The sequence below is a fragment of the Roseibium sp. AS2 genome (assembly GCF_038900065.1).
In the GTDB taxonomy this organism is placed as follows: domain Bacteria; phylum Pseudomonadota; class Alphaproteobacteria; order Rhizobiales; family Stappiaceae; genus Roseibium.
This window is the reverse complement of sequence record NZ_JBBMQN010000006.1, coordinates 162,222-181,782: the sequence shown is the minus strand read 5'-3', so window position 1 is coordinate 181,782 and position 19,561 is coordinate 162,222. Positions and strand designations below refer to the sequence as shown.

The window sequence follows — 19,561 nt, the reverse complement described above, 5'->3', positions numbered from 1 at the left end:
GGCCCGGAACGGTGTCAGTCCGGGAGGTCGTCGTCATCCAGGATGCGCCATTTCGCGCCTTCCAGATCATCGTATTGTCCGCTTCTCAGCGACCACAGAAACGCGGCAAGGCCCAGAAGACCCAGACCAAGGGCGACCGGTATCAGATAAATCAGAACATCCATGGACTTGTTATCCTTTCACCGGACGGGCGGCATCAAGGTGTTCGTCCACGGCCGGCGGTTGCCCGCCCGCTGCGCGCCAGCGGAGCCTGAGGGCATTTGCGGTGACAGCCAGGGAAGACGCCGACATGGCAACCGCCGCCATGAGCGGCGTGACAAAACCGGCGACGGCGACCGGGACCGCGATGACGTTGTAGAGTGCGGACAACCAGAGGTTCTGCGCGATTGCGATACGCGCCTTCTTCGACAGGCGCAGCGCATCGGCGACCGGAAGCAACCGGTCTCCCAGGAAGACGGCATCGGCTGCCGCCTGGGAAAGATGAACCGCCGAGACAGGCGACAGCGACACATGGGCTCCGGCAAGTGCCGGGGCATCGTTGAGACCGTCCCCGACCATCAGGACTTTGCGGCCCTGGCTCTGCAGTTCCTCCAGCCGGGCCATCTTCTGCGCCGGTTTCATGCCCGCTTGCCACCTGGGCACGCCAAGAGCCTCTGCGCAGGCAGCGACCGCCTGACGGGTGTCGCCCGACAGGATCTCCAGGGCGTATCCCTGTGTTCTCAAAAGATCGAGCACCGGTCTTGCGTCCGGACGCAACTTCTGGCGGAAGGCCAGCAGCTCAACGGGATCGTCGCCAAGCCGGACCGCAAGCAAGGACGCTCCCGGATGATCGTTCAGCACCTTTTCGGCGAGACTTGCCGGCGCACCGCAGAAGAGTGGACTGCCGAGACGCAGCGGCACGCCGTCGACGCTGGTATCCAGACCGGCTCCGGACACTTCGGTAACATCCGGCAGGGGCACCAAGGCACCCGTTGCCTTCACGAGCGCCGCGGACAACGGGTGGCGGCTGGCAAGTGCGAGGCGGCCGGCCAGGGCCATCGTCGCGGACTGCGGATCGACCCGGCTGCACAATTCCGGCTCCGCGAGCGTCAGCGTCCCGGTCTTGTCGAACAGGATCGTGTCGACTGCGGCGAGCCGCTCGATGGCATCGCCGGAATTGAGAAGCACGCCGCGGCGGAACAATTGGCCGGACACGACCACCTGGACAGCGGGCACCGCCAGGCCGAGCGCGCAGGGGCAGGTTATGATCAGAACGGAAATGGAGATGACCAGCGCCGGTTGCCAGTCCAGTCCGGCCAAAAGCCAGCCGAGGAAAGTCAATCCGGCCGCGCCATGCACCAGGGGCGCATAGAGACGTGCGGCCCGGTCGGCAATGCGGACATATTTCGACTTCGCCTGGGACGCGGCCTCCAAAAGCCGGTTGACCTCGTCCAGAAGCGTCGCACCAGAGGCAGACTCCACGCGCACCTGCAGGGCCCCGGCCCCGTTCAGCGTTCCCGCATAGACCCTTTGTCCCGCCGTGACAGGCGCAAGGGCGCTTTCACCGGTCACGAGGCTCTGATCGATTTCGGAAATGCCGGTCTCGACGATGCCGTCGACCGGCACTCTTTCCCCGCCCGCGACCAGGACCAGGTCCCCCGGGGCGATCCTGGAAAGCGGCACCTCGCGCACGCTGCCATCGGCATTGACCCTCGCGGCGACCTCGGCCTTGAGAGCCGCGATATTCTCGGCGAAGGACCGGGTGCGGCCCTTCATGTTGTGATCGAGATAGCGCCCGACCAGCAGGAAGAACAACAGCATCACGGCGGACTCGAAATAGGCGTGATGCTGGTGCTGGATGGTCTGCACGACAGACAGGCCGACCGCCAGGAAAACACCGATCACGATCGGCACGTCCATGTTGAGCCTGCCGGCGGACAGGACCTTGAGCGCGCTGGTGACGAAGGGGCGGCCGGCATAGGCAACCGTCGGCAAGGCGATCAGCGCCGACAGCCAGTGGAAGAAGTCGCGCGTTTCCGGCGTGATGTCGGTGGCATTGCCGGACCAGACCGACACGGACAGCAGCATGATGTTCATGCCCGCGAAGCCGGCGACAGCCAGGCAGCGCAGCAACTGCTTGCCGGTCTTGTCCTGGCGCTGTTTCTGACTGGCCGGATCGAAGGGATGCGCCGTATAGCCGAGCCGGGAAAGTTCGGCCACGATCTCGTCGGCACCGGTCTGGTCCTGGACCCAGTCGACGGCCAGCCGCTGGCTGGTAAGATTGACCCGCGCAGTGCGAATTCCGGGCAACCGTTTCAGGCCGCGTTCGATCTCGCCCATGCAGGCCGCACAGGTGATGCCGTCGACGGCCAGGTCCATGTGAACCGCGCCGTCCTTTGCCGGTGTCACGAATGCCTGCCAGTCACGCTGATGAACCGTCACGCCCGCTGCCTCACTCGCTCAGGAAAATCCGGTTTTCCGATTTGAACTTGCGCTCGCCATCCTGACTGATCAGGAGAACAAGTGTCCAGTTTCCGGGGGCCACCCTGGTGACCTCGCCGACATAGCGGCCACCGCCATCGGCGTGAAAATCCACTTTCACATCGGAATTGTCGGCCACGGGATTGCGCAGCATGGCGTTCAGCTTGATGCCGTAAAGTGGTGTGCCGTCCGCGTCGGCCGCAGTGACGACCAGCTTGCCGCCGTCGCCGTCGGCGCGGATGAATTCACTCGACACCTGCCAGTTCAGATCCGCCTGTGCCTTTGCCGCGGCTATTTCCTGGTTGTAGGCCTGCCCGGCCTCGTAGGAACTCTCCACCACCACCCCCGGGAACGACCCGAGAGCGAGATAGATGAAGATCCCGTTCGCGGTGAAGATGATGCCGAAGAAACCGAGCAGCCAGAACAGCACGGTCCTGCCGGTCATCGCCTTGGGGTCTTTCATATTCGACTGAACCATTGTCATGCGTCTTTCCTCAAGGCTTGGCGGGAGCTTTGAACGTGTCCCTGGCGGTCACCACCTCGCCCATCACGCTTTCCGTGATCCGGAAGGTCACGGGGGTGGAATGCGGCATTTCCAGTCCGGGCGGGGACGTCACCAGGACACGAACTTCCCGGGTCGTGTCCGGACCGACCGAGACAATCGGCCGTCCGGCGAAGGAGGCATCCACCCCGACCGCCTCGACAAGCGTGTTGGGCGGCATGCCTTCGACATGCAGCACGAAACTGCGGTCATGGCGGCGCTTGTTGGACAGCCGCACCATGTAACCGTTGCGCACCGAGCCGTCGGACTGTTCCACGAACACCGGATTGCGGTCATGCAGAACGCTGATATCGGCGAAATCCCGGTTCAGCAGCGTGAACGTCATGATGGCACCGACCAGCACGATCACGGCCGCATAGATCACCGTGCGGACCCGGACGATCTCGTAGACCGGTTCCTTGCCCTCGATGCGACGCTCGATGTTCTCGTCGGTGTCGTAGCCGATCAGTCCGGTCGGTTTGCCGACCTTCTTCATGACATTGTCGCAGGCATCGATGCACAGGCCGCACTGGATGCAGTCGAGCTGCATGCCCTTGCGGATATCGACCCCGGTCGGGCACACCTGGAAACACTGGAAACAGTCGACACAGTCGCCGGCAGGCAGGCCCTTCTCTTCGAGTTTCCTGTTCTGCTTGAGCGAGCCGCGCGGCTCTCCCCGGTCCCAGCGGTAGGTGACGTTGAGCGCCTTTTCATCCGTCAGAGCCGCCTGGATACGCGGCCACGGACACATGTAGATGCAGACCTGTTCGCGCATGAAGCCGGCCAGGAGATAGGTCGTCGCCGTCAGGATGCCGATCCAGACATAGGCGGCCAGGGGCGCCTGGAAGGTCAGCAACTCCATGACCAGCGTCGGCGCGTCGTTGAAATAGAGAACCCATGCGCCGCCGGTCCACCAGGCGATCATCAGCCAGAAGAAGTGTTTGGTGGCGCGCTTGCCGATCTTGCCGAACGTCCAGGGTTCCTTGTCGAGCACGATCCGTTCCCGCCGGTCGCCCTCGATCTTGCGCTCGACCCAGAGGAACAGGTCGGTCCAGACCGTCTGGGGGCACAGGTAGCCGCACCAGATCCGGCCGGCGACCGCGTTCATCAGAAACAGCGCGACCGCCGCAATGATCAGCAGGCCGGTGAGATAATAGACTTCCTGCGGCCAGATCTCGATGAAGAAGAAATACGCCCTACGGGCTTCCATATCGACCAGAACCGCCTGGTCGGGGGCGTTCGGCCCTCTGTCGAAGCGAACGAAGGGCAGGAAGTAGTAGAGCCCCAGAGTGATGAAAAGCAGCGTCCACTTGATCCTGCGAAACAGGCCGTGGGTCGCCATGGGATAGATCTTCTTGGCGGACGCAAACCACTCCTCCGGGTGCGCGCCCTCCTGCGTTTCGGTGTCCGTGGACATACCGTCCGTCCTTTGTAACGCGATCCTGCCCCACCAGGATCCAGATAAAACCCGATGCCGCGATCATGACCGGCATGGCGTCAAGATAAACCGGCGCAAAGCGTCACACCTTGCGCCGGATCAAATCTGCCGGGCGATCCGGCGCATTTGCCGCACCGGATCCCGCGGGACCTACTGGCCACCCCCGAAGGAATGCACATAGACGGTCAGCGACTTGATCGTCGCCGGGTCAAGACGGTCGACCCAGGCAGGCATCACGCCGTTGCGCGGTGTGTGGATCTGCGCCTTGATGTCTTCCAGAGAATTGCCATAGAGGTAATTCGCCGACATCAGGCTGGGGGCACCCGTTTCCTGAATGCCTTCCAGATTGTCGCCGTGGCAGGCCGCGCAATTGTCCGCATAGAGCGTCTCGCCGGCGGCCAGATCGACACCGTCTTCGGTCGGCACATCGGCCCTGGAAGCCACGAAATTCGCGACCTGGCTGACTTCCTCGCGGCTCAGCAGCTCATCGCGGCCGAAGGCCGGCATGTCGCCGATCCGGGCGTCGTCATGGTCCGACCGGATACCGTAGAGCAGCGTGGTGTGAACGTCTTCCAGCGTGCCGCCCCACAGCCAGGTGTCATCCTGGAGGTTCGGATACCCTTCCGCACCCGTTCCGCCCGAGCCGTGGCAGGGCGCGCAATTGTCGCCGAAGGCGGCCTGGCCGTTCGCCAGCGCAAATTGCAGAAGCTCCTGATCCGTGGAGATATCCTCCAGGGGGGTCGCGACGATCTTGTCGGCAAATTGCGACCGGCCGGCAATGCCCTCGTCCAGAGCGGCGAGCGCCTCAAGTCGCTGGTTGGCGCCCAGCACGCCGGTCGAGTAACTGGAAATCAGCGGCCAGGAGGGATAGAGCACCCAATAGACCACCGCCCAGGCGATGCAGGCGTAGAAACTGTACAGCCACCATCTGGGAAGAGGATTGTTCAACTCCTTCAGACCGTCCCATTCGTGGCCCGTGGTTTCGACCCCGGAAACCCGGTCGACGTCCTTGTTGTGTATGTCAGCCATGGATCAATCCTCCCGGAACGGGATCTGCGCGGCTTCGTCGAACTTTTTACGGTTCTTGGGCCACAGGACGTAGGCCAGGACGACGCCGAACATGATCATGAAATAAAGTAGGCCCCAGATCTGAGCGAAGCCTGCGAAAGCGTTGTATGTCTCGTTCATCGCCGTTACCTCGCGTTTGCCTTGTCGTCATAGATGGAGAAATCCACCATGGTGCCGAGGACCTGGAGATACGCCACCAGCGCGTCCATCTCGGTGACTTCAGCCGGATTGCCGTCAAAATCCCGGATTTTCGCCGTCGGCCAGCGTTCCTCGAATTCATAGGCTGCGTCGGTATCCGGGCTTGCCTGGCCCATCAGGTCGCTGCGCGCGTTTTCGATCTGCCCATCGGTGTAAGGCACCCCGATGAAGGTGTTCACGGACAGGGCGGCCTGAATGTCACGGGCGCTCAGGCGGTTTTCGGCAAGGAACGGATAACCGGGCATGATCGAGGCCGGAACCAGGGATCGGGGATCCCTCAGATGCTCGACATGCCAGTCGTCGGAGTATTTTCCGCCGACACGCGCAAGGTCCGGTCCGGTGCGCTTGGACCCCCACTGGAACGGATGATCGTACATCGATTCAGCCGCCAGCGAGAAATGGCCATAGCGTTCCAGCTCATCGCGCATCGGACGGATCATCTGCGAATGGCAGGTATAGCAGCCCTCGCGGATGAAGATGTCGCGGCCGGTGAGTTCCAGCGGCGTGTAGGGCCGCATGCCCTCGGTCTTCTCGATCGTGCTCTTCAGGTAGAACAGCGGAGCGATCTCGACCAGGCCGCCAATGGCGACCGCGACCAGGATGCCGACCAGAAGGATGAAGGAGTTCTTTTCAAAGACTTCGTGTTTTTTCCATGCAGACATTTTTCAAGCCTCCCTCATTCGGCCGGAGCCAGGGAGCCGGCCGGCGTGGCTTCGGCTTCCTCGGCCTCGCCATGACGAACGGTCATCCAGAGATTGTACGCCATGATCACGGCACCGAGCACGAACAGCGCACCGCCTAGAGCACGGATGATGTAGAAGGGATGCATCGCTTCGACGGTCTCCACGAACGAATATTCCAGGAAACCGAGCTGATCGTAGGCGCGCCACATCAGGCCCTGCATGATGCCGGACACCCACATCGATGTGATGTAGAGAACGATGCCGAGCGTCGACAGCCAGAAGTGCCAGTTGACCAGCTTCAGGGAATACAGGCCCTTCTTGTTCCAAAGCCACGGAATGAGGCAGTAGAGCGCACCGAAGGAGATGTACCCCACCCAGCCGAGCGCACCGGAATGCACGTGGCCGATGGTCCAGTCGGTATAATGCGACAGGGAGTTGACCGAACGCAGGCTCATCAGCGGTCCTTCGAAGGTCGACATGCCGTAGAATGCCACCGAGACCACCATCATGCGCAGCACCGGATCGGTTCTCAGCTTGTCCCAGGCACCGGACAGCGTCATCAGACCGTTGATCATGCCGCCCCAGGAGGGCATCCACAGGATGATCGAGAAGGTCGCCCCGAGCGTCGAGGCCCATTGCGGCAGCGCCGTGTAATGGAGATGGTGCGGCCCAGCCCAGATGTAGATGAAGATCAGCGCCCAGAAGTGCACGATCGACAGGCGGTAGGAATAGACCGGCCGCTCTGCGCGCTTGGGAATGAAATAATACATGATGGCCAGGAAACCGGCGGTCAGGAAGAAGCCCACCGCGTTGTGGCCGTACCACCATTGCACCATGGCATCCTGCACACCCGCCCAGACGATGTAGGACTTGGTCGAATAGATCGACACCGGGACCGTCAGGTTGTTGATGATGTGAAGCATGGCGATCGTGACGATGAACGCCAGATAGAACCAGTTGGCCACATAGATATGCGGCTCCTTGCGCTTCCACAGCGTGCCCATGAACAGAAGCAGGTAACAGACCCAGACAATGGTCAGCCAGAGATCGGCATACCATTCCGGTTCCGCGTATTCCTTGCTCTGCGTCGCGCCCAGCAGATAGCCGGTGCCGGCGATCACGATGAAGGTATTGTAGCCCAGGATCACGAACCACGGCAGGATCTTGCCGGGCATGCGCACGCGGCAGGTCCGCTGGACCACATACATGGATGTCGCCAGCAGCACGTTGCCGCCAAAGGCGAAGATCACCGCCGACGTATGCAAAGGGCGCAGCCGGCCGAAATTGGTCCAGGGCAGATCGAAGTTCAGCGCCGGCCAGGCCAGCTGAGATGCGATGATCAGCCCGACCGTGAACCCGGCGATGCCCCAGAACATGGCCGCGATAGCGCCAAACTTTATCGGCCCGATATTGTAGTTGGGCTTGCCGTCAATCTCCGCCGGTATCGGTTCCCCGCCGTCGTCGAAATAGGTCTTGAAGATCAGAAATACACTGACGGCGGCGAACAATGCGCCGATGCCAGCGTGAAATGCCATGACCTGGTCAAAGGTCTTGCCCGCCACGATAATGCAGGTAAATGCAAGCAGCACGAGAAAGATGGCGAATCCGCCTTCCTCGAGCGAGACCATCTTGGCCTTGTTTTGTGCCATTATAGCGCCCCAGTCTTTAAAATCGTTACAAGGTGCCAACGATGGCACGACCATGCGCATGACTCTCGAAAAGCCGCGTTGATCCATGTCAAGACGGGACGCGCGAGGCGGTGAACGGCAGGCCTGTCTCATCAGTGCCGGTTCCTTGACCTGAGCCCGATCCGGCATTACCGGTGCTATCGTTCCGCTTCAGACTTTCCCTTCCAGACCGTTCGTTTCCTTCGGGCCTCACGGCGCGATGACGACAATCCAGGATCCCCTCCTTGCCGTCCCGATCCCTCAAGAACATGCTGCTGCAACCCAACTTCGTCGGCAGCCTCTGGATGATCGCCGCCATGGCGGCCTTCGCCCTGGAAGACGCTTTCGTCAAACGGGCCGCCGTTCACCTGCCGGTCTGGGAAATCCTGATTCTGTTTGGTGCCGGCGGTGCCCTGGCCTTTTTCGCTCTGGCACTGGCAAACTGCGAGCCGCTGTTCACCCGCGATGTGGTGTCGCCCGTCATGCGGATCCGGTTCGCGTTCGAACTTGTCGGCCGGCTGTTTTATGTGCTTGCGCTCGCCCTGACGCCGCTGTCCTCGACGACGGCGATCCTACAGGCCGCACCGATCTTCGTCGTGCTCGGCGCAGCGCTTTTTTTTGGTGAAAAGGTCGGCTGGCGCAGGTGGACGGCCATCCTGGTGGGCCTGGCGGGCGTGCTGATCGTCCTGCGCCCCGCCAGCGACAGTTTCTCGTTGCTTTCGCTGCTCGCCCTGATCGGCATGCTCGGCTTTTCCGGGCGCGATCTTGCCAGCCGAGCCGCTCCCGCCTCCCTGAGCACCCGCGTTCTGGGGTTCTACGGTTTCCTGACGATCATTGTCGCAGGCGTGCTGTTCGGCCTCTGGGACCGGTCGGCGTTCGTCATGCCTGCAGCTTCTGCTCTCCAGGCTCTCGCCGCCGCCGTCTTTTGCGGTGTCTTCGCCTACACGGCGCTGATGAAGGCGATGCGGACAGGCGACGTTGCCACCGTGACGCCGTTCCGCTATTCGCGGCTGCTGTTCGGCGTGCTGCTGGGGGCCGTCTGGTTCGGGGAACAGATCGATGTCTGGATGCTCGCCGGCTGCGCGGTGATCGTCGGATCCGGCCTGTTCATCCTGTGGCGCGGCAACAAGGCGAAAGCCCGCAGCTAGAGCGCGTCGCATTTAATTGGTTCTGGATCCGGCGGCTTTGAAGAAGTTGTAGCACTCTTCCTCGGTGAAGAGATTGCAGACATGGCCAACGGCGTTCCATTGGTCCTAGTAGGTTCTTGCTGCCGCTTTTCGAACCTGCGATTTGAGCTTTGAAAAGGCCATTTCGATCAGGTTCAAATCCGGCGAATATGGCGGCAAGAACAAGAACCATGCCCCTCGCTCACGCAGCATCTCAGCCGCGCGCGGGGGCTTTTGTGGCTGGACAAGTTGTTCAGGATGACAACGTCGCCTTTTTGCAGTGTCGGCGCGAGTTGGGTTTCAACATAGACATCGAACCTCTTGCGGTTCATTGTGCCGTCAAGGACCCAAGGAGCGGCCAGCCTGTGATGGCGCAGGGCCGCGACAAAGGTCTGGGTGTGCCAATGGCCGAAGGGAGCATGATCGACCAGCCTTTCGCCGCGCGGGGCCCAGCCGGTGCGCCTTGCCATGTTGGTCTTCAGCCAGGTTTCGTCAATTAACGCAATACGTTCCAGCATATGCGCCATGAACGGCTGGCGGCGGGTGATCCAGTGATCATGCAAGTCCGCCACATCGGCCCGCTTTTGTTCAAGCGCTTGCAGGTCTTTTTTTGTGCGTGAGCCCGAGCCGCTGAAGCAGGCGTCCGACCGTCGCGCGATGCACGGAGATCTGCTTTTCATCTGCCAGCAGCAGCAATTCATCTAACGTGATCTCGCCCTTGGCATCGACCTTGGAGCGAACCCAGTCCGCATGGGATGTGAGTTTGCCGCCCCCTGGATTGCCTTGCGGTTTGGCCGACAGGGAACCGGTCTCGGGCTTCAGCTTGACCATCTCGTTGACGAATTTGACCGAAACGTCGTACCGCGCCGCGGCAGAGGTATGCGTATTGCCCGCCTCAACATGCGCAACAACGCGCTGCTGGAGTTCCACAGGATGAGGTTTGCCCATGAAGACCGCCTTGTTTCGTTTCCAAACAAGGAATCAGAGATCAAGACGAATAGGAATCCCGAACCTGATCAATCGCGACACGCTCTAATGCGGCTAGGTTGCATTTATTTCCGCTTGTCCTAGACTAACATATATTCAATTTTCTATTTCGGATTATTATCATGACTTTGATTGAAACCAGACCTACAGCAGTGATGTTCGGTGAATTCTACGAAAGAGAGAGCATAACAATATCTGACGTGAACGAGGCAGCGCCTCCATTGCCAGAAAACTATTGTGTCGTTGACACTGCTGAGCATGAACAAAAACTGCAAAGCCTTATTTATAGACCCATTGCATTACCGTTCCAAGAGGATGAAGAAAAAAACTGTCTATGGATGTGCCTGACCGGTGGTGTTGTTCCTGAAATCGCCGTCACAGGTATCGGGGCAATAAGTAGCGGCTCTGTTCCGAAAAGCTGGGTGGGTCTCCCCAGAGGGGCAGGACCCACAGCAAGCAGATTCACCTCTGTAACATCAATCATTGCACACAAGGTTCCTTCGCTCGGAAAAGTACCAGTACCGAAATCCATTCCTAATAAAGCTCCGGTGTTTGGCGGACCAAAAATTGTCAAGATGTCGAGTACGAAGTCTTTATTGCGATTTGTTGGTCGCTGGATTCCAGGCATCGGCTGGGGGCTTCTCGCTGCCGATCTCGTCATATTGGATCAGTGCATTGCCAATTGTTCAGGAGAGCGGTCATTTTTACGAGCGGCATGCGAAGAACTAACTCCGTTTTGTATTAAGTCGGCGTACTAGATGAACAATACACAGGACGCACAAACTTTGATTTTTGAGGTATTAAGAATCCTTGGACTGCCTGAAAGCATGGACACCGTTTTGAACGGCGAGGACGGTCTTCAAGGCGAGGAGGCAGAAAACCTTATTCTCGAACTCTCAGAAAAGCTCAAGGTTGATCGTCACAAGATCGAAACATTCCCGTTTGATCTCTACTTCCAACGAGAACAAAATCCCCTGTTTCTTCCAATTTATATTGTGTCGGCTCTTTTTTCCAAAAAGAAAGAAACTCACCCCCCCCAACTAACGGGGCAAAACCTCATAGATTTACTCCGTGAATAGCTTTGCACCACCTGCCTACTGCCACCTTATTCCGCAATCAAAACCAATTCGAGAAGGACGCCGCTCTTTCTGCCTCTCCTGGCATTGCATAGTGCCCCTTGCTTCTGAAGACCGCCTCGTTCCATTTCAAAACGAGGAATCACGGATCAAAAAAATGGGAATTCCGAATCCAATCGACTGCGACACGCTTTAGAAGAACACTGTTTTCTATCAGGAGGCAGCGCGCTCTAGAGGCGTGCTTTTGCAACAAGGGACATCAACTTGTCGAACTCCGGTCGGGACAGAAAGCGATGCTCGACGCAAAACGTGCTGCTGCGGTTCTCAGGTTCGCGGCATGAAAGAACAAGCTGCAAAATCGCGGCTTCTCCCTCCATCCCGTCGTTTTCGATCAGCGGCAGGAAACGTTTCAGAAACTCGGTCGTGTCGGACTGGTGGACGATGACCGTATCCCATGCCGGCACAACGAAGAGAGCCTGATTTCCAAGCCCCCACGCCCAGACCGTTCCTTCCGGCAGGCCGGTGCCCGGGCCGGGAATCCACCACAGATACCCGTGTCCCCATCTCAAGCCGTTCATTCCCGTTTCCGTGAAATCGTTTGCCGTGCGGTCGATCCAGCTTGCCGGCAGAACCTGCCGATCGTCTATGCGGCCTTTGTTGAGGTAAAGCTGGCCGAACCTGACCAGGTCCCGGGCTGACATGCGAAACGCCGCGGCCTTGTGCATCGACACGTCGGCATCGGCAACATAGGACACCGCTGCAATGTCGAAGTCCTCCATCCCTGTCGGTCCGGCAATGCCTTCTTGGAAGGCCTGCGCGATTCCAATGCCGGTGCGCTCTTCAAAGATGGTCGTCAAGGCGTTGTAGTCCCAGTTGCTGTAGGCCCATATGGTGCCGGGTTCGTTCTCAACGGGGCCCAGCCTCTTGTCGATGTCGGCTCGCAAACCGCCCGAGGCCGCAGCGGGATGATTGACACCCGACACGCTCTTGAGCAGGTGCAGAACCGTCGCGCGCCTCTGCTTCGGTGTCAGCGGCGCGGGAGTATCATCGATGCCCAGCTCTTTCAGCGTAGCGCCCAGACTGATCTGCCCCGGGCCCGAGCCAACGTGCCGGCCAACGAGGGCGCTGAGGAATGACTTGCGCATCGAGTGTGTGGCGTATGGTTCTGTAAGATCGCCGAATGCGGCGACCACTTCATCGTGCGTCACGATGATGAAACTGTCGGTGCTCAGCTTCGCGGCATGGTTCAAGACGGCATCAAGCTCATCTGAACGCCAGCCCAGACTTGCGGCTTTTTCTTCATTCAGGCGTGTGATGTCGAGAGGCCGCACCGGCTGTGATGATCTTGAAAGACCGCGCTCGCCGGTCATGAACAGATAGGTCAGTCCGATGGCAACCGTGATGACCAGGCCTGACGTCCATACGGCTGTTCTGCGTTTCATGATCCATCTCTCCACACGCTCGGACGAAGCCCGGCCGATCCCAATCTGCCCTCAATTCGCGACGACACGTCCTCCAGACCACCCGCAGGCGACGACCAATTCCTGCGGTATCCTCCCGATCCGGAACACGCGCAACGCAGGCCGAAGGCCTTCCAGGCGCGATCATCAGATGGGTCATGGTCAGCACTCGTCGGCACTACACGTCATGACTGCAAGGATGAATGTCAATAGTTTGCCTTGCGCCTTCAGCCTGGCGGCGTAGCGGCGGATCGCAGTGCTGCCGCGCAAGGCGGAGAAAGCCGCCGGAGACGTGGCAGACGAGGTTTTTTAAGCCGACCTGAGGCCCCGACCCGCGCAGCCCGGTCTGCATGCAGGCGCCGGGCTTCTGGTTGCGGGCTTCTGGTTGCGGGCTTCTGGTTCCGGGCCTCAGGTTCCGGAGCAGCTCAGAGCCCGCAACTCCGAGGACACTTTTTCGACTGTTTCGCTCTGATGTCTCCCGGGGAGGCTCCAGAGCGAAATCGTCCTCTGGTACGGGACTGGTATCGGAAACGGTGCGACCAGCGCTCCGGATGCAAGATGCTCTGCGACCAGGGACCTGTGCGCCATCAGCACCCCGGCTCCGTTGAGTGCTTCCTGAACCGCCAGGGAATAGAGAGAAAAAACCGGTCCCCTCGGAACGAACCCCGCGCCGGGCAGAACTTTTTCGGCCCAGTACCGCCAATCATCCGCCCAGGAGGTGTCGGTCAGGCACACCGCATTTCTCAGGTCCTTCGGCGTATCCAGAGTTGCCGCGATGCGGGGTGTGCAGACCGGGAGCAATTCATCTTCCGAGACAGGCGTTTTGCCCGCCGCGTCCGGTTCGGCGTAAAACAGGCAGAGATCGAAGGGAACGCGCTTCAGGTTCGGGGGCGCCTCCATTGCCGTGATCGATATGTCGACGACAGGCAGTTTTTCGCGGATCGCCGGAAGCCTTGGCGCAAGCCACAATTCGGCTAGAGCCGGCAGGGCCGCGATATGCACCTTGCCGGGGGCCGCGTCGCGCCTCAGGTCCACGACCGCCTGCCCCAGGCTGTCGAAGGCGGCGACAAATCCCGGCAACGCTCTTTGGCCGAGCGGTGTCAGCCGGACACCCCGGGGGTGGCGTTCGAAAAGCGCCGCGCCGACCGCGCCCTCAAGCCCCTTGATCTGGGCAGCCACTGCGCCCGGTGTCACCTGCAATTCTTCCGCTGCCTGGGCGAACCCGCCCAGGCGTGCCGACGCCTCGAAGGCGCGCAAGGCGTTCAGGGAGGGCAGACCGGGAACAGGGGGCGAGACGGGCATTCTTGAGCCTTAATTTTTCTAGCCCTCAAATTTCTAAAATCTAATTTGCGCGCCGGCAAGCGGAATACGACACTGCCGGCAGGTCACATATGAACTCCCCGGAGATTTGAGCATGAGCGCAACGAAATCACGTCCCTGGCTGCCCGCGGCGGCCACTGCCCGCATCGACGACATCACCGGGCGAACGCAGGCCATGACGACCGCGGATCTTGCCGCCCGTCTCGAAGCGCTCGCGTCTGAAAACAGGCAGATCCACGAGCGGGACTGTTTCAATCTCAATCCGGCGACCAATGTGATGAACCCGCGCGCCGAGGCTTTGCTGGCCAGCGGCCTCGGGTCCCGCCCGTCGCTCGGCTACCCGGGCGACAAATACGAGATGGGCCTGGAAGCCATCGAGGAAATCGAGGTGATCGCCGCCGGTCTCGCCTGTGAAATCTTCAATGCGGACCATGCCGAAATCCGGGTCGCCTCGGGAGCGCTGGCCAATCTCTACGCCTTCATGGCGAGCACCAAGCCCGGGGATGCCATCATCGCCCCGCCCGCTTCCGTCGGCGGGCATGTGACCCATCATGCGCCAGGCTGCGCCGGCCTCTACGGCCTGGACATTCACGAGGCCCCTGTCGATGCGGACGGCTACACCGTCGATCTCGAAGGCTTGCGCACGTTGGCGCTGAAGGTTCGCCCGAAACTGATCACCATCGGCATGAGCCTCAACCTCTTTCCGCATCCTGTCAGGGAAATCCGGGCGATCGCCGACGAGGTTGGCGCCTTCGTGCTGTTCGATGCCGCTCATCAGTGCGGCATGATTGCCGGCGGCCTCTTCGACGACCCGCTTGCCGAAGGCGCGCATATGATGACCATGAGCACCTACAAGAGCCTGGGCGGACCGGCAGGCGGCCTCATCGTCACCAACGACCGGGATCTCTGCAAGAAGCTGGACGCAATCGCCTTTCCCGGCCTGACCGCCAATTTCGATGTTGCGAAATCCGCAGCGCTCGCAATCACGCTTCTGGACTGGAGAGAATACGGACAGGCCTATGCGGCCGGGATGGCGGCAACGGCTGCCGCACTCGCCGATGCGCTGGCGGCCGACGGCCTGCCGGTCTTTGCCACTGCGAAGGGCATCACCGCCTCGCACCAGTTCGCACTGGAGGCGGCGGCCTTTGGCGGCGGACAAGCCGCGTCGCGGAAGCTGCGCCAGGCCGGATTCCTGGCCTGCGGCATCGGCCTGCCGATCGCACCGGTCGACGGAGACATGAACGGCCTCCGGTTCGGAACGCCGGAACTGGTCCGCTGGGGCATGACACCGGCGGACATGCCCGAACTGGCGAAACTGATCGCGGAGGCGCTGCGGTCCAATGACCCCGATGCCATGGCCGGACGGGTCGCCGCCTGGCGGCAGACGTTCGACAGCCTTCACTACGTCCTGGGCTGAGGCCCCTTGCCGGCGCCGCGTTCCGGAGGCCGGCCCAGCACCAGACCGGTCACGAATGGCAGCAGCAGGACCATGCCGGTGAACCGGGCGATCTGGTGCGCGGCGACGAAGGCCGGGTCCAGATCGAGCATGAAGGCCAGCAGCGTCATGACTTCGAGACCGCCGGGCGCATAGGCCAGCAAGGCCTGGTCGAAGGGTATGTCCACCAGGGCCGACACCAGCAGCGCCCCGGCAATCGAAGTCAGGAATGCCGCGCAAAAGGCCGCCAGAGACGCGCCGAGCACGCTGACGAACTGGCGAAAGGTCATGCTGGCGAAACGCGTGCCGATCATGGCGCCGAACATGACGAAACAGAGCACCAGCACAAATTGCGGCAGGGCCAGGGTCAGTATGCCGGTGGCGTTGAGGGCCGCGCTCATGAAAAAGGCGCCCGTCATCCAGCCGCCCGGCACCCGCATCCGGACCGCAAGCCAGCTTGCGGCAAGACAGAGCGCCACGCCGACGAGGATCTCCACCGGGCTCGACGCCGCCACGCCTTGGACGGCGCCGGCGCCGACCTCGCTCGAGGACACCACCGCGAAAGGCAGGATCGCGACCAGCACGAACAGGCGCAACGACTGGCTCGAAGCGATGCGCGGCAGATCCGCGCCACGTTCGCTCGCCAGCGCGATCACATAGGACAGAGTCCCGGGAATCGCGCCGAAATAAGCGGTTTCCTTCGACCACTTCGCACCCAGATGAAGCACGGCGTAGCCCGAGAGCGTCACACAGATCACCACCACCACCAGCAACGCCATGGACACCGGCCAGTCCCCTGCCCGCTCGATCAGGTCAGGCTGCACGCCCGCACCCATGGAGATGCCGATCGCGACGAACAGCGCATCGCGCAGCCGGTCGGGCAAAAGTGTCGGCGCACCGGCCAGTGTCGTCACGGCCACGAATACCATGGCACCTGACAGCGGGGCGGCGGGCAGACCCAGAAGGTGAAAGATCCCGCCTCCGCAGGCAGCGACCAGCAGGGTCATGCCCAGGCGGGCCGCGCCTGATTGCATGGGAGAAAGCATCATGGATCACCGGATATCATCAACGAACCGTCCGGGCTATAGCGCAGCGGCTCCCGGGCACCATAGATTGATTGCATTGATCAACAGATCCGGTTTGCCCGTGCCGGCTTGAGCAAAATCAAGGCGACGGCTGCCGGCGGCCGGTTACATGGCCGGATGATGAAGGATCCACTCTCCCATGCCATGCGCTCCGTGCCGCGCTACACCAGCTATCCCACGGCGCCGCATTTCCATGACGGTGTGACGGCGGCCACCTATGCCGGCTGGCTCGACGGGGTATCTCCCGACGAGACGTTGTCGCTCTACCTGCATGTGCCCTATTGCCGGGAACTCTGCCACTATTGCGGCTGCCACACCAAGGCCACGCGCCAGGAGGCACCGCTCAAGGCGTATTCTGCGACCCTGGGCCAGGAAATCGGCCTCGTCGGCGAGCACCTGAAACACTCCGGACCGGTCAGACACATTCACTGGGGCGGCGGCACGCCGAGCCTTCTGCCCTTGCAGGGCCTGATCGAACTGGCGGGACTGCTGCGGGTCCATTTCAACCTGGCCCGGGATCTGGAACATGCCATCGAGCTGGACCCGCGCCTGGTCGGCGCCGAACTGGCCGAGACACTCGCCCTGATCGGGGTCAACCGGGCAAGCCTCGGCGTGCAGGATTTCGACCTCGGGGTCCAGAAGGCAATCGGACGGGTGCAGCCGTATGAGACCGTGCGGCAGGCGTCGGAGTTTCTGAGACGGGCCGGCGTGACCCGGTTGAACTTCGACCTGATGTACGGCCTGCCGGGTCAGACATCGGCGACCATCCTGGACACGATCGAAAAGACGCTGTCCCTGGCCCCCGGCCGGATCGCCCTGTTCGGTTATGCCCATGTCCCGTGGATGCGCAAACACCAGCGTCTGATCGATGAAAGCGCCCTGCCTTCGGCGGCAGAACGGCTCGAACTTGCGGACCTTGCCCGCGCGGAGCTCACAAGAGCGGGATATGTCGCCGTCGGGCTCGATCACTTCGCCCGGCCGGACGACAGCATGGCGATCGCATTGGCGGACGGGTCCCTGAAACGCAATTTCCAGGGCTACACGACGGATCAGGGCGATCAGCTCATCGGCCTCGGCGTCTCCTCGATCGGAAGATTGTCCTCCGGATACGTCCAGAACCAGCCGGATGTCGGCAATTGGCGCCGCAGCGTGGAAGCCGGCCGTCTGCCGGTCGCCAAGGGTCTTGCACTCAGCACGGATGACCGGCTGCGCGCACGGATCATCGAAGAACTCATGACCAGCTACGCCTGCGATCTCAAACCGCTGTGCACATCCCACGGCCTGTCCACCGGTCATCTCGCCGATGCCCTCGCGACCCTGAAAGACCTCGCAGCGGACGGTCTGGTCCGGGTCGAGATCGGCGCCAACGACAATGCGAGGATCGAGGTTACCGAGGCCGGCCGGCCGTTCGTCCGCCTGGCGGCTGCGGCCTTCGACGCCTATCTGCCCGGCAGCAAGGCACGACACTCGGCGGCGGTGTGATCGGCGCTACAAGCATGAATAAAGAGAGGCCGCGGGATCCGCGGCCTCAGGATAATTCAAAAAGAGTGTTTGCGGTCCAGGCGACCGGTCAATGCATGCCGGTCATCTGGCAGAGACCGCAGACCTTGTTGAGGTGGATCCTGTCGGCTTTCTCGACACGAATCACACCCTTGCGTTTCAGATCCGACACCACGCGGCTGACCGTCTCGATGGTCAGCCCCAGATAATCGGCAATTTCCTGACGCGTCATGTTCAGCTTCAGATCAAATCCGTCATCCAGCGCATTGCGCGCACCGATACAATCGGGACCGCCCCGATTCGGAACCAGGTACATGAAAAAACTGGCGACCCGTTCCACGGCCGACTTGCGGCCGAGAAGGACGGCATGCTCGTGCAGGACGCGCATCTGTTTGGTCAGGCATCGGGTGAGCCTGCGCTGCAATTCGTCGGAACGCTCGACCTTCCTGAGGTCGATTTCCTGCACCTCGGCATCCGTCAGCGTTTCAGCCGTGCAGTCGTTCTCCTCGCCGCCCGCAAGACCGAAAATGTCTCCGGGACGCAGAACCTCCACGACCTGGCGGCGCCCGTCCGGCAGGAGCTTGTAGAGCATCACGGAGCCTTTGACCAACTCGTAGAGCCGCCTGGCCGGATCGCCCTCATAATAGATTACGGCGTGCGTGAGGTAGTGGGCAGCCTTGCCGCCGAATTCCGAGAAGGACGTCTTTTCGGGCGCGCGCATCGGCACTCCCTGATGCCTTGCACCCGTGTCCTGTCCCGCGGTACCCGCGTCGATATATGCCATAGTTCCCTCCTACGTGCGATCTGCACGGCGTTTGCTTGCGGCGGGGCCGCAACGCGTTCCCCCGCCGCTCGTCCCAGCCGGGAAACCTTGCCTGCTTACAGGCGCCCCGTCCGGCGCACTGCAGCTTGCAGTTCGAACTCTATCCATCGACAAGAGCCGATAAAATTCGGTCGACTGCGTAAGAGGAACTACATATGAGGTAATCTGCCGCACGGTTTCCCGGCCCGGGGCCTGCCGGCATCCGGTTCGAAGCTCCGGTCTGGAGGAGCATCTTGTCCGTGAAGAAATGCGCGGGCCAGCGACCCTGCTCCGCGCGCGGACGGCATTGCGGCCGTGACGAGTTTCAGGCGAAAGCGGCCGTCAGCATCTGAAGCGAAAGTGGCTTGCGCAGAACCGTCAGGTCCGGAAATTTCTGAAGCTGGGCCATCAGGCCCGCCCTGGATTTGCCCGATATGGCAACAACGCTCGGCGGATCGGTCAGGGTCATCAGTTCCTGGACAATTTCGGCTCCGCTCTTGCCCGGCAGACCGAGATCGACGATCACCCAGTCATCCGCCAAGGGGGCGGCCTGAGCGAGAAAAGTCTCGCCATCCCTGTAGGTTACGGCACGCCGGTCAAGATCTTCCAGCGCTATCGCCAGCGCGTCGGCAACCGCTTCATCGTCTTCGACTATATGCACGATCACGGGAACAG

21 protein-coding genes are annotated in these 19,561 nt (G+C 61.3%); 5 read left to right on the top strand and 16 right to left on the bottom strand.

Annotation, left to right across the window (positions count from 1 at the left end; genetic code table 11):
* Nucleotides 1-14: 14 nt before the first annotated feature.
* The 8 genes from ccoS to ccoN all read right to left on the bottom strand — a co-directional run bounded on the left by ccoS (nt 15) and on the right by ccoN (nt 8,037).
* Nucleotides 15-164 (bottom strand): cbb3-type cytochrome oxidase assembly protein CcoS, encoded by a 150-nt coding sequence (ccoS, locus tag WNZ15_RS18720; protein ID WP_342894537.1) that lies wholly within the window; start codon nt 162-164, stop codon nt 15-17.
* Nucleotides 165-171: 7 nt separating this feature from the next.
* Complete coding sequence (locus WNZ15_RS18715) at nt 172-2,421, bottom strand: heavy metal translocating P-type ATPase (RefSeq protein ID WP_342894536.1); 2,250 nt, start codon at nt 2,419-2,421, stop codon at nt 172-174.
* 10 nt (nt 2,422-2,431) lie between these two features.
* Nucleotides 2,432-2,944, bottom strand: coding sequence for a FixH family protein (locus WNZ15_RS18710; protein WP_342894535.1), 513 nt, complete (start codon nt 2,942-2,944; stop codon nt 2,432-2,434).
* Nucleotides 2,945-2,954: 10 nt separating this feature from the next.
* Nucleotides 2,955-4,418, bottom strand: a complete 1,464-nt coding sequence (gene ccoG / locus WNZ15_RS18705) for a cytochrome c oxidase accessory protein CcoG (protein WP_342894534.1) — start codon at nt 4,416-4,418, stop codon at nt 2,955-2,957.
* 171 nt (nt 4,419-4,589) lie between these two features.
* Nucleotides 4,590-5,468 (bottom strand): cytochrome-c oxidase, cbb3-type subunit III, encoded by an 879-nt coding sequence (gene ccoP / locus WNZ15_RS18700; RefSeq protein ID WP_342894533.1) that lies wholly within the window; start codon nt 5,466-5,468, stop codon nt 4,590-4,592.
* 3 nt (nt 5,469-5,471) lie between these two features.
* On the bottom strand, nt 5,472-5,627 hold the full coding sequence (locus WNZ15_RS18695; protein ID WP_342894532.1) for a cbb3-type cytochrome c oxidase subunit 3: 156 nt from the start codon (nt 5,625-5,627) through the stop codon (nt 5,472-5,474).
* Nucleotides 5,628-5,632: 5 nt separating this feature from the next.
* Entirely contained in the window at nt 5,633-6,367 is a 735-nt protein-coding gene (ccoO, locus tag WNZ15_RS18690) for a cytochrome-c oxidase, cbb3-type subunit II (protein WP_342894531.1), read from the bottom strand.
* A 14-nt stretch (nt 6,368-6,381) separates the two neighbouring features.
* Nucleotides 6,382-8,037: a cytochrome-c oxidase, cbb3-type subunit I gene (gene ccoN / locus WNZ15_RS18685; protein ID WP_342894530.1), complete on the bottom strand. Its 1,656-nt coding sequence runs from the start codon at nt 8,035-8,037 to the stop codon at nt 6,382-6,384.
* 263 nt (nt 8,038-8,300) lie between these two features.
* On the opposite strand from ccoN, the gene WNZ15_RS18680 reads away from it, so the two are divergent.
* Nucleotides 8,301-9,203, top strand: coding sequence for a DMT family transporter (locus tag WNZ15_RS18680; RefSeq protein ID WP_342894529.1), 903 nt, complete (start codon nt 8,301-8,303; stop codon nt 9,201-9,203).
* Between the two features lie 105 nt (nt 9,204-9,308).
* Here the strand turns inward: WNZ15_RS18680 and WNZ15_RS18675 are convergent, their stop codons facing one another.
* From WNZ15_RS18675 to WNZ15_RS18665, 3 genes are all read right to left on the bottom strand, one after another.
* Nucleotides 9,309-9,434 carry a transposase gene (locus WNZ15_RS18675; protein ID WP_342894528.1) on the bottom strand — a complete coding sequence of 42 codons (126 nt, stop codon included), beginning with the start codon at nt 9,432-9,434 and terminating at the stop codon, nt 9,309-9,311.
* Nucleotides 9,377-9,748 carry a transposase gene (locus WNZ15_RS18670; RefSeq protein WP_342894527.1) on the bottom strand — a complete coding sequence of 124 codons (372 nt, stop codon included), beginning with the start codon at nt 9,746-9,748 and terminating at the stop codon, nt 9,377-9,379. The genes WNZ15_RS18675 and WNZ15_RS18670 overlap by 58 nt, the downstream gene beginning before the upstream one ends.
* Before the next feature lie 61 nt (nt 9,749-9,809).
* Complete coding sequence (locus WNZ15_RS18665) at nt 9,810-10,169, bottom strand: transposase (protein ID WP_342894526.1); 360 nt, start codon at nt 10,167-10,169, stop codon at nt 9,810-9,812.
* Between the two features lie 161 nt (nt 10,170-10,330).
* Here WNZ15_RS18665 and WNZ15_RS18660 point away from each other — a divergent pair, with 161 nt between their 5' ends.
* Together WNZ15_RS18660 and WNZ15_RS18655 are read left to right on the top strand one after the other, a co-directional pair.
* Nucleotides 10,331-10,966: a hypothetical protein gene (locus WNZ15_RS18660; protein WP_342894525.1), complete on the top strand. Its 636-nt coding sequence runs from the start codon at nt 10,331-10,333 to the stop codon at nt 10,964-10,966.
* Nucleotides 10,967-11,287, top strand: coding sequence for a hypothetical protein (locus WNZ15_RS18655; RefSeq protein WP_342894524.1), 321 nt, complete (start codon nt 10,967-10,969; stop codon nt 11,285-11,287).
* A 227-nt stretch (nt 11,288-11,514) separates the two neighbouring features.
* Here the strand turns inward: WNZ15_RS18655 and WNZ15_RS18650 are convergent, their stop codons facing one another.
* Both WNZ15_RS18650 and WNZ15_RS18645 read right to left on the bottom strand, forming a co-directional pair.
* Nucleotides 11,515-12,726 carry a serine hydrolase gene (locus tag WNZ15_RS18650; protein ID WP_342894523.1) on the bottom strand — a complete coding sequence of 404 codons (1,212 nt, stop codon included), beginning with the start codon at nt 12,724-12,726 and terminating at the stop codon, nt 11,515-11,517.
* A gap of 426 nt (nt 12,727-13,152) precedes the next feature.
* Nucleotides 13,153-14,046 (bottom strand): LysR substrate-binding domain-containing protein, encoded by an 894-nt coding sequence (locus WNZ15_RS18645; protein WP_342894522.1) that lies wholly within the window; start codon nt 14,044-14,046, stop codon nt 13,153-13,155.
* A gap of 112 nt (nt 14,047-14,158) precedes the next feature.
* On the opposite strand from WNZ15_RS18645, the gene WNZ15_RS18640 reads away from it, so the two are divergent.
* A complete protein-coding gene (locus WNZ15_RS18640; RefSeq protein WP_342894521.1) occupies nt 14,159-15,481 on the top strand; it encodes an aminotransferase class I/II-fold pyridoxal phosphate-dependent enzyme in 1,323 nt (440 codons plus the stop codon).
* Here the strand turns inward: WNZ15_RS18640 and WNZ15_RS18635 are convergent.
* Nucleotides 15,466-16,533, bottom strand: coding sequence for an AbrB family transcriptional regulator (locus tag WNZ15_RS18635; protein ID WP_342894520.1), 1,068 nt, complete (start codon nt 16,531-16,533; stop codon nt 15,466-15,468). The genes WNZ15_RS18640 and WNZ15_RS18635 overlap by 16 nt on opposite strands.
* Before the next feature lie 168 nt (nt 16,534-16,701).
* Between WNZ15_RS18635 and hemN the strand changes: the two genes are divergently transcribed.
* Nucleotides 16,702-18,066: an oxygen-independent coproporphyrinogen III oxidase gene (hemN, locus tag WNZ15_RS18630; RefSeq protein WP_342894519.1), complete on the top strand. Its 1,365-nt coding sequence runs from the start codon at nt 16,702-16,704 to the stop codon at nt 18,064-18,066.
* A gap of 88 nt (nt 18,067-18,154) precedes the next feature.
* Here hemN and WNZ15_RS18625 read toward each other — a convergent pair whose 3' ends face one another.
* Together WNZ15_RS18625 and WNZ15_RS18620 are read right to left on the bottom strand one after the other, a co-directional pair.
* On the bottom strand, nt 18,155-18,868 hold the full coding sequence (locus WNZ15_RS18625) for a helix-turn-helix domain-containing protein (RefSeq protein ID WP_342894518.1): 714 nt from the start codon (nt 18,866-18,868) through the stop codon (nt 18,155-18,157).
* Nucleotides 18,869-19,211: 343 nt separating this feature from the next.
* Nucleotides 19,212-19,553 carry a response regulator gene (locus WNZ15_RS18620; RefSeq protein WP_342894517.1) on the bottom strand — a complete coding sequence of 114 codons (342 nt, stop codon included), beginning with the start codon at nt 19,551-19,553 and terminating at the stop codon, nt 19,212-19,214.
* Between the last annotated feature and the right edge of the window lie 8 nt (nt 19,554-19,561).